Consider the following 13,868-nt stretch of genomic DNA (forward strand, 5'->3'; position numbering starts at 1 on the left):
CGGGCTTTTGTATTTCCTATGAGGCTATGGCAACAGTTTCGCTGCACGAAGCCCTTGAAGCCCTGCGTCAGGAAATCACACAAACGCCTATCGACTCCGAAGCAGCTGCTGAGGCGTTTCGCATTCGCTTTTTAGGACAGCGTAGCGGGCAGCTCACGCATCTTTTTAAGCGCCTACGTGAGCTTCCGCCCGAGGAGCGCCCACTACTGGGTGGGCAGCTCAATGCGCTCAAACGCCTGGCCGAGCAGCGTCTGGAGGAAGCCCGCCTGCGCCTACGCCCAACCCCGACGGGGAGTGCTGAAATCCCCGATTTGACCCTACCGGGTCGTCGCATGTTCACTGGGTCGCTTCATCCACTGACGCAAACGCTCGAAGCCATCGTGCGCGTCTTCGAACAGCTCGGCTTTGCTGTAGTCGAAGGCCCCGAAATCGAAGACGACTGGCATAATTTCTCAGCGCTCAATTTTCCACCCGACCATCCGGCTCGGGATATGCAGGACACTTTCTTCCTGCATCAGGGTGCCAGCTACGCGGAAGCTGTTGTGCTGCGCACGCACACCTCACCAGTGCAGATCCGCGTCATGGAACGTATGCAACCGCCTATTCGCATCATTGCCCCGGGCCGCGTCTATCGCAACGAAGCCGTCTCCTACAAATCGTTTTGCCTGTTCCACCAGGTCGAGGGCCTCTACGTCGACCAAAACGTCTCTATGGGCGACCTCAAGCAAACGCTGCACTTGTTTGCCCAAGCGCTTTTTGGAAAAGATGTGCGCATGCGCTTTCGTCCCAGCTATTTTCCCTTCACCGAACCCAGCGCCGAAGTAGACATCTGGTGGCCACTGCCCGACCATCCTGAAGGCGGACGCTGGATGGAGATTCTTGGCTGCGGTATGGTGCACCCTAACGTATTTCGCGCTGTAGGGATCGACCCCGAACGCTACACGGGCTATGCGTTTGGAATGGGCGTCGAACGCATCGCTATGCTTCGCTATGGTATCGACGACATTCGTTTATTTTACGAAAACGACGTGCGTTTTCTGGAGCAGTTTTAACGCACCATGAAGCTTTCCTATCGCTGGTTGACCGAATATATCGACTTGGAGCTTACGCCTCAGGCACTAGCCGAGGCGTTGATTGGGCTGGGTCTGGAAGTCGAAGCGGTAGAGCCGCTGGGTACAGCCTTAGAAGGCGTGGTTATCGGGCGCGTGCTCAGCGTACAACCGCATCCCAATGCCGATCGCCTGACGCTCTGCCAAGTCGACGTAGGCAGCGACAAGCCGCTGTCTATTGTTTGTGGAGCTCCCAACGTAGCCGCGGGTCAAAAAGTTGTCGTAGCAACACCGGGAGCAACCTTGTTACTTACTGATCGCGAAGGACAGCGCCAAGCTGTCACGCTCCGTAAAACCAAAATCCGCGGGGAGCTTTCCGAAGGGATGATTTGTGCTGAGGACGAACTGGGGCTTTCGGATGACCATTCGGGCATTCTGATTCTTCCTGAACAGACTCCTGTGGGGCTTTCCTTCGCCGAATACCTCCGCCGCCAGGGACTGGTGTTGCCCGACTATCGGCTGGAAATTAGCCTGACGCCCAACCGGGCTGATGCCACCAGTCATATCGGTATTGCACGCGACCTCTCGGCCCTTACTGATCGTCCACTGCGTCTACCTAAGGTCACTGTTCCTGAACCCGGTGGCGAAGCAGCTCGCTATGTGCAGGTGATCGTCGACGCACCAGAGGCCTGCCCGCGATATGTGGCCTTGCTGGTACGCAATGTGCGCATTGGTCCTTCGCCCTTATGGCTACGGCAGCGGCTGGCGGCGATTGGCTTACGTTCTATCAACAACGTAGTCGACGTCACGAACTTTGTCTTACACGAATGCGGTCAGCCGCTACACGCTTTTGATTTCGACCGGCTTTGTGGTGGAAAGATTCATGTTCGCTTAGCCCATGCTGGTGAAGCGCTGACTACGCTGGACGGGAAAACCCGCCAGCTTCCAGAAGGGGCTTTGCTCATTTGTGATGCCGAACGGCCTGTAGCTTTAGCCGGCATCATGGGCGGCCAAAATTCTGAAGTTACCGATAGCACGACCAACATCTTGATCGAAAGCGCCTATTTTGATCCGGCTACGATTCGCCGCACAGCACGTGCCCTGGGCCTACAAACAGATTCTTCCTACCGCTTCGAGCGGGGAGTCGACCGAAGCCTGCAGTGCTGGGCGGCTGCCCGTGCAGCCCAGCTCATTGTTGAGGTTGCCGGAGGTGAGCTTGTGCCGGGCATGGTCGAGGTGCACTTTGGGCAGCCCCAAACACATACCCTTCAGCTTCGGATTGCGCGCATGCAGCAGGTGCTAGGCACAGCCATACCGGCCAGCGAGGCAGCCCGCATTCTTGATCGCTTGGGCTTTGCCCCCAAAGTTGTAGGCGACGTGCTGCAGTGCACCGTCCCCACATACCGTCCTGATGTAGCCGAAGAAATCGATCTTATTGAAGAGGTGGCCCGGGTATATGGCTATGATCGACTGGCAGAGCCTTCCACATTTGTTGTGCCGGCCCGGGTCATAGAAGAACCACCGGCCCAGAGGCTGCGGCGGCGCGTCCGCACCCTGCTCTCCAGTATGGGTCTTCGAGAAATCTATACGAACAGCCTGCTGCCACGGGAAGTCGCTTATCGTTTTGCTTCCGAGGCCGCAACCCACAGCTACGGTCTCGTTGAAACGCTCAACCCGATTTCGGCAGAGATGGCTGTACTGCGGCCATCGCTACTGCCAGGCCTGCTGCAAACCATAGTTTACAACCAAAATCGAGGGCAGCAGGTGCTGCGCTTTTTTGAGTTTGGGCGCGTTTTTTCCCGCACGGAACGCACCGATACGTTGGTACCTGGCTTTGCTGAGCACGAAGCCTTAATCATCGGTCTCAGTGGCCCCCAGGCCCCAAAGGGGTGGGATACGCCAGCGCGAATGGTTGATTTTTTCGATCTCAAGGGACTTCTCGAAACGCTTTTTGAGGCCCTTCATTTGCGCGATCAGGTGCATTTACTGCCCACCGACACGCCGCGAGCAACCGCAGCATATCAGTTAAATATTATGGCCGGGACACGCCTTTTGGGCCATGTGGCCCGCTTATCGGATGTGCTGGCCGAAACCTACGAACTACGGACGCCGCTTTACTATGCCGAGCTGCACTGGGAGGCTTTTGCTGAGATTGCCCATAGCGCAGCGCGTCGCCGCTACCGACCATTTAGTCGTTTCCCAGAAGTGGACCGAGACCTAGCCATACTCGTTGCGCGAACCCAACCGGTAGGTCCGCTTCTAGAAGCCATCCGCGAAGCTGGCGCTCCCTTGCTGCGGCAAGCAGAAGTTTTTGACCTGTACGAGGGCGAGCGCATTCCCGTAGGCCAAAAAAGCGTGGCCGTGGCGCTACGCTTTGGCGCCGATCGGACGTTGACCGATGCTGAGGTCGACGCCCAAGTGGCTGCCATCTTGAACGTCCTTACCCAACGCTTTGGGGCCCAGCTTCGACAGTAGTATATTGAGAGATAAAACGTTTGGAGGTGGCACATGGGAAACCGGCGTAACCGTAAGTCACGGCGGAGTCGCCGCCCACATCGCAGTGGGCCAGTACACCTGCGCAGCTTGGAGGCGCTAGAACAGCTTCGCGACCGCGTAGCCGAAACGGCACGTGAGCTAGCGCGATTGCGTGCCGAGCAATTGATGCTCCGAGAGCAGCTTGCCGCGCTGGCCAATGCTACACCTAACTTGCCATCGACGGGTGCTGGCACGCGCGTCGTCTTTCCTGAAGACCCAGAGGCTTTGCAGCAAAAAGTGCAAACCTTTATTGAAGCCGTCGATCATTACTTGTCCCAAGACTTGGGAGCTTCTCCACCGCCTGCTGCCTAAGGCGCGATGGATACACGCATGGAAAAATCCATTCGGGTCACCATTATGGGGCGCGACTACCCCTTACGCATCCGCCCTGAAGACGAAGAGCTCATGCGCCAATTGGCAGCTTCTATTGATGAAAAAATGCGTGCCTTCCGGGCTGCTCATCCCGATCAGCCGGAGCTAACGGCTGCAGTCATTGTGGCCCTTTCGCTAGCCGAGGCGCTGCATGAAACCCAAACGGCGCTGCGCGCCCTGGATGCGGAACTATACGACACCTTTAAGGAACTTTTAGACTGGCTTGAGCATCCCGAACGCATTGCAACCTTGCCGGAATCGGAACAGCCCGACCACGACGCGATATAAAGCGGCGGCTCGCAAGCCTGCGCCATGCGTAATAAAGGGACCTAACACCTTTGCGCAAGGGAGCCTTCCTTCCGGCCCGGACGACAGGCCTCAGTCCTGACCACGTCGGGATCTCCTTCCTTCACGGAAGGGGCCGAGGAAGTCGGAACGGCTGGAGCGGCACCCACTGTGTCGAATTGGGGGTTCCTTGAACCCGGGCTGCAGGCTTGTAGCCTTTCGCTTCCTACCCCGGTAGGGTTGCCTAACCTACCGGGGTATCTTTTTTTAAAAAGCACCTAACGAAAAGCGAGACCTCCTATGGAACTCATGCTGATCGCCGGCTTGATGGTACTGGCTGTAAGCGCCGGCATTGTGCTAGATAGATTATTGCTGACGCGCATCGGTGAAAACGTGCTCAAGGCTGCCCGCATGCGTGCCCAGCAGATCCTAGCCCAAGCGGAAGCTGAGGCCCATAACTACCGCCGGGAGCACCTGGAACAGGCCGAAATGGCGTTGCAGCAGCAACGAGAGGCCTTTGAACAAGAACAAGCAGAAGCCCGGAAAGCGCTTCAGCAAGCCCAGGAACGCCTTATCGAACGTCAGGAAGCGCTTAACCGGCGTACACTTCGGGTTAATGAACGTGAAAAAACGCTCGCTAAGGCAGCCGAAGCCATCGAAGCGCTACGCCGCGAAGCAGATGCTCAGGTGCGCCAGGCTGAGGCACTGCACCAGCAGGTGCAAACCCTCTGGGAAACCCTCCAGCGCCAACAGGCTATGCTGGAGCAACGCACACGCGAGCTAAGCGACCTACAGCAAGCGCTGACCCAAAAGCAGGAAGAGCTAAAGCGCCTGCAGGAAGAGCAGCTTTGCAAGCTTGAACAACTGGCTAGTATGACGCGGCAGGAGGCCCGTGAAGTCCTCTTGGCTCAAATGGTGGAAGAGGCCAAGCTCGAAGCAGCCTCCATGATCAAAGAAATCCGCGATGAGGCCCGCATGAAAGCCAATCGCGAAGCCCGAAAAATCATTCTAACGGCCATCCAGCGTACAGCCGCCAGCCATGCTATCGAAAATACCGTCTCGGTGGTCAACATCCAGTCGGACGAAATGAAGGGCCGCATCATTGGGCGCGAAGGTCGTAATATCCGTGCTTTTGAGGCGGCTACTGGCATCGAAGTCATTGTCGACGACACGCCTGAGGCTGTAATTCTTTCTGGCTTTAATCCAATCCGGCGAGAGATTGCTCGCCTGGCACTAACCAAACTGATCCAGGATGGCCGCATCCATCCGGCCCGCATTGAAGAGGTGGTTGAAAAAGCTACGGCCGAAATCGAGGAGGAGATTCTCGAGACGGGCGAGCGCACCGTGATCGAGCTCAACCTACACGGTATGCACCCTGAGCTCATCCGGCTTATTGGCCGCATGCGCTATCGCACCAGCTACGGGCAGAACCTGCTAGCGCACTCTATTGAGACAGCGCGGATTGCTTCCTTGATTGCAGCTGAGCTAGGGCTTGATGCAGCAAAAGCCCGTCGTGCAGGTTTGCTACACGACATTGGCAAGGTGGTTGAGGAAGACATCGACCAGCCACATGCACTGGTGGGCATGGAGCTGTGCCGCAAGTACAAAGAAGACCCTGAGGTGTGCAATGCCGTAGGTGCACATCACGATGAGATTGAGATGACGACGCTGATTGCGCCTATTGTGCAAGCGGCCGATGCGATCTCAGGTGCACGGCCAGGCGCCCGGCGCGAAGCACTTGAAGCTTACATCAAACGACTGGAAAAACTAGAAGCGCTAGCCAGTTCATTCGCGGGTGTAGAACGCGTTTATGCCATTCAAGCCGGCCGTGAAGTGCGTGTCATTGTGAACCACAGTCTGGTTTCGGATGCCCAAGCCGAGCAACTGGCCATTGACATTGCAAAGAAAATCCAAAGTGAAATGCAGTATCCGGGCCAGATTAAAGTGACTGTCATCCGCGAAGTACGCTCGGTCTCGTATGCCAAGTAATACCATAGCCAGTCCTTTACCGACGGCAACTGCCTCGGAGCCGTTACGGCTTTTTTTAATCACTGACGATCCCTTGCTCGTAACGGCAGTTCAACTCAGTTGCCCTCCACCGCACACCGTGCAGGTATTTAGCCTAAAAGCCCTAAGCAACCCCAACCGTACCCTTTCGGAGCAGGGTCATGCCCTGCTGCAAGCCGCTTGTGAAGCGAGCGCGGTGCTTGTCGACTGGCAGCTTGCAATGGCCCCTCTTATTAACACCTTAGGGTTTTATTTGCGACAACAAGGCGTAGCTCCGCTCATTGCCCTATACCGCAGCGGTCCTGACGCCCAGATTGCCGCACTGGTTGCCGGTGCGGATGCTGCGTTAACGCTTCCTTTGCAGCCCGCATTGATTCAAGCGCACCAGATAGCCTACCGACGCCTGGTGCGCGACGTGCGCGCTGCTATCGCTACGCCCAATGCTCCCCTCGTCCAACAAGTTGGGCGCCTGCGGTTGGATCGTGCCGCCCATCGCTTTTTTGTAGATAACCAGGAAGTTGAGGTCACCCCACGCGAATTTGCTCTACTGGATTTTCTGCTGTCTCGTGCGAATATCGCCTGCTCGCGCCAGGAAATCTTGGCCCACGTCTGGGGCTTAAATTTCGATACAGGAACCAATATGGTCGACGTTTACATGCATTTTCTGCGACGCAAGCTGGAAGCGTATGGGTTAAAAAACATTATCCGTACCATTCGGGGCTATGGGTATCGCCTAGATTTACCCATAGCAGAAGAAAAAAAGTCATAACTTCCCTTGCAGGGCCCAACTTTGGCGCGCGTGCTGCGTTTCATTGGTGCTTGTATGCCGCAGGCTCCCGATAGACTGACCCTGGCCTTGTAGGCACGCCGGGCGGCATCGTGCGGAGTCCGAGCATGTCTCGGACGAAAGGGCAGCCGATCGGGAAAGAGGCTTACTGCTATAGGAGGCGTTATAGCGCTATGGTGTATGCTGCGCGTATGGAGCGGTGGGGGGGCTACAGTGCGCTGCTTATGGCTGCATTATTCTTTGCTGCGCTCCTGCTTACCACCTTCCTACCGCCAGCCGAGGTATCGGTAGTCCCCTTTTGGCTCCACGTGCTTGTCGACTACCTGCTGGCAATCATGGGTCTGCTGGGGTTGGCCTTAATTCCTGCCGTGCAGCAACGATTGCAGACCTTAGATACGCCTATTGTACACTGGACCGGGGGAATTGCCCAATTGGGCTTTGCGCTAACCGCCATCCTCAGCTTCTGGCAAGCAGACTATGAAACCAATCTATGGCGCGATGCCAGCCCAGAAGCTTCTGGCACGCTGGCCTTTTTAGCTGGAGGATGGGCCGGGTGGCTGCAGGTGCTCATGGAACGCATCCCCCGAGGATGGCTAGAAATGGCGGGCGTAGGTCTATGGATCTTTGTAGTCAGCTTGCTGGGCCACCGCTTGCCCGTATGGCCTACTAGCCTAGCTCAGATGGGGCTGGTTCTGGGGCCCGCAATGGCGGCCATTGCCTTAGGCGCGGCAACACGGCTAGCTTTTCTACAGGTGTTTGGCTTGTTAAACTATCTGGTGCTTTGGCCGCTTTGGCTTTTCCGCATGGGCTGGTTTTTGCTCCATCCTGTACCCTTGCCTATTCCCCTACCCCGCTTGGAGCAGGTGCGACGTACTGCTTCGGCTTGGGGACGGCGCCTGCGGATACGACGTGCCGCGCCTGTGCGTCCTCCTACAGGCGCTTCTGAGCCCTCTTAGTAGCGAAGCGCTAGACGCGCGCTGTCGGGCAACGCTCGAAATACAGCACGTACGTCAGCAGCCGGCATCTCGAGCATGATGGATAACGGAACAGGCATCGGTTGTCGCCGCAGCAGGCTGGCAAGCAGTCGTCCTTCACGCCATAAGTGGGTACTCAACATAAAGGCCCAGCGAGCTACCTGCTCGCTGAGCGTGGCAGGTGGCGACAAGAGCCAAAGCTCAATACCCTGATCAAACTGCAAGTACACCCACACCCCTCCAGAATCCTCCGGTGGCGGCAAAATGGGTGGACGGCTCTGCGCCTCTAGGGTGTCGCGCGGCGCTTCTACCTCGGTGATCGGGATCTTAGGAATAGAGGCTCGATAGGCCTGCAAAATATAAGGCTTCTCCTGGGTACTGAGCAGTGCGCGCAAAGGTCGCTTCTGCACGCTAACCGCCACTTCCCGCACCGGCAGACCGCCAATTTCCAAAGCCAAACGCGCTTCCACCAGGTCTACTACAAGCCCTACCTGGCGCGTTGCAGCCATCTCTAAACGCTGCTCAAGTACCTGGCGCAACACCTGCAGAGAGTCCAGCGATGGCGGCAGTGGCTTTAGCGGCGCAGTGCGTGGGCTAAAGAGCAATGGCAAAAGGCTCAAAAGCAGTAACACCCCCAACGAAGGCCCTACCGCCCAAAGCCAAAACGCTTTATGGCGCACCATAGCCTTGTAAGGCTGGGTGCGCAACTTTTGTAGGAATGCCGTAAAACGCAGCTTCATTTTTTCAGTAAATAAACACCGGTGCGCCCACCGGCAGCGTCCGGTAAACAGCCTCTAGGTCGTCATCGCCTAAACGCACGCATCCATGCGTTACGGGCATGCCCAATAGGCGCTGGTAAAGGGTGCCGTGGATCAAGTACCCATTCCCAATAGCCAAAGCGTAGCGCCCCAGCACTCCATATTCATAACGTTCTGGGGAGCCCGGTGGAGGGATCGGTTTGCCCTCTTCCACAAAGGCCCAGTCGGGCTTATGCCAAACGGGATTGACGATCTTGGATTGGATAAAAAACTGTCCGCGTGGGGTTTGAAACAGCCAGCTTTTACCCCCACTACCCTTGAGGTAGACATAGCTTCCTGTAGAGCAACGCCCTTCACGAATCAGTTTTCCATTTTTGTAAAGCCAGAAATGATTTTCCGTTGTACTGACCACTAAGTAGGCATCGCGTGGACGCCGCCTCAGGAGTCGTCGCTCTAGGCGCGCCACTTCCCGCTCCAGGCGCTGCTTATCTTCTTCTGCAGCGGCCCAAGCGGTCTCAGGCAGCGGGGGCTGTGCCATCCAGGCCATTACCCCCAAAGCCATTTCACGTACCTTAGGCGCCAGACTTGCCGCCATGATCATGAGCAGCAGTCCGGTGCCCATGCCCAAACGTTGGGCTTTCTGCTTAACGTCCATAGTTTGCTGTCGGATTGCGCATTAGGCGCAAGATTGGCCAAGATTCCAGGGCTCCCACAATAACCACAGGGGTGCCTACAGGAACCAATTCAAAAAGCTGGCGCATTTCTTCGTTACGTAATGCCACGCAGCCTTCTGTCCAATCTACACCCCGTCCCCCCTCGCCATGTATTTCAATGAGTCCGCCAATTTGGGCATTCGGGGGCAACCTACCCTCTCGTCGCGCTCGGATAAAGCGTGCCCGATCGACCTCGTTTGGATAATCTAGCAGCAGAGCCCGATAGTAACGCGTTTCTCCTGGTCCCAATTTTCGAATAACGCGGTACTTGCCTTCCGGCGTTGCGCGATCGCCTGCATAAAGCTTAGGCCCCATCCAGTTCGGCCCAAGCTCTACCGTAAAAGTAGCGAGGTGCTGCGTGCCGCGATAAACGTAGCACCGGCGAGCCATTTTATCGACCACAAGCAACAGGCTTCCACGACGGCGGGCTTCCTGACGTGCTTCTTCAACCCATTGCCGCCAAGTGGGCAGTTGCGCTAGGTAGTGGCTGACGTAGTCTCGTAGTTGTTCTTCGAGCACCTGGAGGCGATGCTGCGCTGCTGCTGCCTGCTCGGAGGCAACCCACAGGTCTCCGCTTTCTAGAGCTTTATGTGCGGTATGGTAATGCGTTTGGGCCTCCTGAAACTGCTGGCTCCATGCCGATCGATAGGGTAAAGTTTCCAGCCATTGTGCCAGGGAATCCAGCAGGGGCGCCAGCTGACGCAGCATCTGGTGGCTTTGATGGTAGAGCGAGTCGCGCACCTGTTCCGCTCGTCGTGCAGCTGCCCAGGCTTGCTGTTCGGCCTGTCGCGCTACGGCTTGCGCTTGCGCATACTGCTGCCAGGCCCACCAGCGCTGATTGGCTTCTTGCCACTGCATCAGCGCTTGTTTCCAGGAGCGCTGCGCTTGCTCCCATAACGAAGCGGCATAACGCTCAGCTTGTGCTGCACGTGCCTGCGCTAGAGCCTCTCGAGCAGCCTCAAAAGCGACATAGGGGCTTTGACGCAGCTTGATCCAGCCGTAAAGCGCCCCCCCCATGGGCATTAAGGTTAAGCTCAGTACCCCTAAACGCCACCACCAACGCCGCTTCCGAGACCTAAGAAGACCAAAAGCCCCTGGTCTCTGTGCGCTCCAAAAGGAAACGCCTCGAAAACCAGGGGCTTTACGCGTCTTTTTACGGAGCATGTGCAAGTTAGCTACCCTGTCCGGGCCGCGTCTTGGCAATAGCCGCATTCAGCTCCTCAACCAACCCCACAGCCTTGTCACGGGCCTGCTGTGCCAGCTGATGGGCACGGAAGATATCCCCGCTCTGCAACGCGGCAGCGGCCTCATTAATCTGGCCTTCCACGCTGCTCGCATCCTCGCGGATCGACACCAGCGCTACAGCGCCTTCCTTGCCTCGCGGCGCCCGCTTCAGCAGCTCATTGGTCTGCTCCAGTGCCCGGCGCGCCTCGGCCAGGAGCGTGTCGGCCTCAACCCGCATTTCTTCCTTCTTCTGGGCTACCTGCTCCGTGGCCTGTCGTGCGGTTTCCGCCACAAACTGGAGCAACCGTTCGGCCCGCTCATAGTTACGCGTTAGCGCAAAGCGGGCATTCTGCGCTTCAATTTCAACCTGAGCAGCGGCCAATGAGTCCTGGGCTGCACGATACAAGTCAGACACATACACGTCGGCCTCTGCACTGTCGGCCGCCTGCAAGGCCTGCTGTGCAGCCTCAAGCTGCTGCGTAGGGGCACTGGCACAGCCAGCAATCAGTCCACCGGCCAGCACCAGCCCCGCTATCCATAAAGCACCTCGCATAACGCTACCTCCTGGGTCTGTTTTGTTTTAGGTTAACTTGGGTGAGCCTGCGCCGATGATCTTATGCACAATCATCAGCGTTTTCAGAAGCTTTTTTTACGACAAAACAGGCGCATTTCTCTATAAGACAAATTAAAAAATCAGGCCTTATGATTAAAAGTAACTTAACTGTTGCAAATTAAACACCTGCTCGAAACAGCAGATAGCCTATATATAGCCCTATGAGCACCACTCCTTCTGCTTTGCGGATGCGATGGCCGCTCCACATAATCGGCAGCAGCAGCCACGTTAGCCCATTCATCACCAACAAATCCACCTGTTGCAAGCCGTAGGTCTGTAGGGGACGAACAACAGCGGCCAAACCTAAAATCGTGAGAAGGTTAAACAGGTTAGATCCCACGACGTTGCCTACGGCAATATCAGCCTCGCGACGCACCGCAGCCACGATAGAGGTGGCCAGCTCAGGCAGACTGGTACCTACAGCAACGACCGTTAGGCCAATAAACGCCTCTGAAAGTCCAGCTGTGCGGGCAAGGCTTACTGCCCCTGCTAAGAACCATCTTCCCCCAAGGATTAGCAGGCCCAACCCAACCACGACCAGAGCACCTTCGAACAGGGGATGTTGCAGTCGTTTGGGCAAAAGATCTTTCCCTTCTTCCAGCAAGTCTGGCAGTTCTCTTCGGCTCATCCATACGTTTAGCGTGACATAAGCGAGCATGAGTGTCAACAAAACCAGCCCTTCGCCTCGTCCTAAATGCTTGTCAAGCAACATTGCCCCAGCTAAAAGCGAAATGCCAACAAGCAAGGGGACATCGAGCCGTACCAGTCGCGCCTGCACCTGAAGGGGTTGCCAAAGGGCCGCCAGGCCCAGAATGAGCGCAATGTTACAAATGTTCGATCCAATGACATTGCCCGCAGCCACATCTCCTTTTCCCTGCAAGGCAGCCTGCACGCTCAGAGCGACTTCCGGACTACTGGTGCCCCAAGAAACAATCGTCAAACCGATAATCAGCGGGGCAATTCCCAGTCGAAGCGCCAATGCTGCACTGCCACGCACCAGTCCTTCAGCACCAAGGTACAACCCGCTTAACCCTAAGGCTAAAAATAAGAAGGAGCTCCCCATTGCTACATCTTATGGTTGAGGGGCTTCCTACGCTTTGGAAAGCAGGCTAGATTCCGTGCCTATAGATGGGCAATCTCTTTATCGAGATTATAGCGCTTGCGCTTTTCCCAAAGCGTTTTTTTGGATATTCCAAGTATTTGGGCCACTTCCGCGTAGCTGGCTTTGTAGTGCTTCAGGGTATGGAGGATATAAGCCTTTTCCAGTTCTTCCAAAGTACTTCCGCTGGGGAAGTAAAAGATCCCGTTGGATACCGGCAATGCTAAAGGCACGCTAGCAGGTTGGAGAGGCAGATCGTCAGCATCGATCCAGGTCTTTTTGGTAAAGATCATTGCCCGCTCGAGCACATTGCGCAATTCCCGCACATTACCGGGCCAGGAATGCTTTAGTAGCTTTTGTTCGGCTTCAGGTGTAAACCCTTTGACACTGCGTCCCAGCTCTTCATTAAACTGGCGCACAAAAGCTTGAGCGATTAGCAAAATATCACGCCCCATTTCGCGCAAGGGCGGTAGGTATAAATTCACCACGTTAATGCGGTAAAACAGGTCTTGACGAAACCTACGTTCTGCCACAAGTTGCTCTAGATTGACGTTTGTAGCGCACAAGATGCGGGTGGTCACCCGGATATCTTCGATGCCACCCAATCGACGAAACGTCCGGCTTTCAAGAAAAGAAAGTAACTTAGCCTGCAACGCCAGGCTCATGGAGTCGATCTCATCCAAAAACACGGTGCCCCCATCGGCTACTTCAAGCAAGCCTGGCTTAGAAGCTCGGGCATCGGTAAACGCGCCTTTCTCGTAGCCAAACAGCTCAGCCTCGAGCAAGTTGTCCGGCAGCGCTGCACAGTTGATCTCTACAAAACGGCCTGCGTTGTAGGTGGAGTTGTGATGAATGGTGCGGGCAACCAAGTTTTTGCCTGTACCGGTTTCGCCACGAATGAGGACAATCGTGTTGGGTACATCCCGAAGCATTTCGATGGTTTGGCGCACTTGGCGGATAGCTTCGCTTTCCCCCAGAATACCTGAGATGGGATAGGCTTGCTGTTCAGCTAGGCGTTGCTGCTCCCGCACGGGATCGCGCTCGTAGAGGTTGAGCGCTTTTTTGAGCAGCATGCGCATTTCCTCAAGATTGATCGGCTTTTGCAGGTAGTGAAAGGCTCCTAGGCGCATCGCTTCGACGGCCGTCTGAATGGAGGAGTGGGCCGTCATAATGATGACGGGCACGTTAAGCCGCCGTTTCCGAAAAACCTCAAGCAGTTCGATGCCGTTGATTTCCGGCATCATCAAATCGGCCAGTACGACGTCGGGCTGCTCACCAGCCTCAATGGCTTCCAACATCACCTGAGGATGCACAAATGCGCGCACCTCATAGCCATCCCTTCGCAGTACACTTGCAAACAGTTCGCCCAGTTTGGGCTCATCATCCACGACAAACACACATGCCTTCGCCATCGGTCAGGGGGTGTAGATTGGTAATGGGTTGGTCGACCAA

The 13,868-nt window shown here is 56.1% G+C and carries 13 protein-coding genes; 7 read left to right on the forward strand and 6 right to left on the reverse strand.

Features of this window, described 5'->3' with window-relative positions:
* The first annotated feature begins 41 nt into the window (after positions 1–41).
* The 7 genes from pheS to J8E65_RS10480 all read left to right on the forward strand — a co-directional run bounded on the left by pheS (position 42) and on the right by J8E65_RS10480 (position 7,991).
* On the forward strand, positions 42–1,052 hold the full coding sequence (gene pheS / locus J8E65_RS10450; protein WP_462933170.1) for a phenylalanine--tRNA ligase subunit alpha: 1,011 nt from the start codon (positions 42–44) through the stop codon (positions 1,050–1,052).
* 6 nt (positions 1,053–1,058) lie between these two features.
* Positions 1,059–3,524, forward strand: a complete 2,466-nt coding sequence (pheT, locus tag J8E65_RS10455; RefSeq protein ID WP_210375695.1) for a phenylalanine--tRNA ligase subunit beta — start codon at positions 1,059–1,061, stop codon at positions 3,522–3,524.
* Between the two features lie 33 nt (positions 3,525–3,557).
* Entirely contained in the window at positions 3,558–3,896 is a 339-nt protein-coding gene (locus J8E65_RS10460) for a hypothetical protein (protein ID WP_210375697.1), read from the forward strand.
* 6 nt (positions 3,897–3,902) lie between these two features.
* Positions 3,903–4,244 (forward strand): cell division protein ZapA, encoded by a 342-nt coding sequence (locus J8E65_RS10465; RefSeq protein ID WP_237181899.1) that lies wholly within the window; start codon positions 3,903–3,905, stop codon positions 4,242–4,244.
* Between the two features lie 297 nt (positions 4,245–4,541).
* Complete coding sequence (rny, locus tag J8E65_RS10470; RefSeq protein WP_210375698.1) at positions 4,542–6,230, forward strand: ribonuclease Y; 1,689 nt, start codon at positions 4,542–4,544, stop codon at positions 6,228–6,230.
* On the forward strand, positions 6,220–7,017 hold the full coding sequence (locus tag J8E65_RS10475) for a winged helix-turn-helix transcriptional regulator (protein WP_210375700.1): 798 nt from the start codon (positions 6,220–6,222) through the stop codon (positions 7,015–7,017). Before rny ends, J8E65_RS10475 begins: the two co-directional genes overlap by 11 nt.
* 125 nt (positions 7,018–7,142) lie before the next feature.
* Positions 7,143–7,991 carry a hypothetical protein gene (locus tag J8E65_RS10480; protein ID WP_237181900.1) on the forward strand — a complete coding sequence of 283 codons (849 nt, stop codon included), beginning with the start codon at positions 7,143–7,145 and terminating at the stop codon, positions 7,989–7,991.
* On the opposite strand, the gene J8E65_RS10485 is transcribed toward J8E65_RS10480, so the two are convergent.
* From J8E65_RS10485 to J8E65_RS10510, 6 genes are all read right to left on the reverse strand, one after another.
* Positions 7,988–8,692: a hypothetical protein gene (locus tag J8E65_RS10485; protein ID WP_237181902.1), complete on the reverse strand. Its 705-nt coding sequence runs from the start codon at positions 8,690–8,692 to the stop codon at positions 7,988–7,990. The two genes, J8E65_RS10480 and J8E65_RS10485, sit on opposite strands and share 4 nt — an antisense overlap.
* A 61-nt stretch (positions 8,693–8,753) precedes the next feature.
* Positions 8,754–9,422, reverse strand: a complete 669-nt coding sequence (locus J8E65_RS10490; RefSeq protein WP_237181904.1) for a L,D-transpeptidase — start codon at positions 9,420–9,422, stop codon at positions 8,754–8,756.
* Positions 9,412–10,497 (reverse strand): L,D-transpeptidase family protein, encoded by a 1,086-nt coding sequence (locus J8E65_RS10495; protein ID WP_237181905.1) that lies wholly within the window; start codon positions 10,495–10,497, stop codon positions 9,412–9,414. Before J8E65_RS10495 ends, J8E65_RS10490 begins: the two co-directional genes overlap by 11 nt.
* A 154-nt stretch (positions 10,498–10,651) precedes the next feature.
* Entirely contained in the window at positions 10,652–11,257 is a 606-nt protein-coding gene (locus tag J8E65_RS10500; RefSeq protein WP_210375705.1) for a DUF4398 domain-containing protein, read from the reverse strand.
* A 178-nt stretch (positions 11,258–11,435) separates the two neighbouring features.
* Positions 11,436–12,380 (reverse strand): calcium/sodium antiporter, encoded by a 945-nt coding sequence (locus J8E65_RS10505; RefSeq protein WP_210375707.1) that lies wholly within the window; start codon positions 12,378–12,380, stop codon positions 11,436–11,438.
* Positions 12,381–12,439: 59 nt separating this feature from the next.
* Positions 12,440–13,828 (reverse strand): sigma-54-dependent transcriptional regulator, encoded by a 1,389-nt coding sequence (locus J8E65_RS10510; RefSeq protein WP_210375709.1) that lies wholly within the window; start codon positions 13,826–13,828, stop codon positions 12,440–12,442.
* Positions 13,829–13,868: the final 40 nt, after the last annotated feature.

The sequence above is a fragment of the Rhodothermus bifroesti genome (genome assembly GCF_017908595.1).
Taxonomy (GTDB): Bacteria; Bacteroidota; Rhodothermia; order Rhodothermales; family Rhodothermaceae; genus Rhodothermus; species Rhodothermus bifroesti.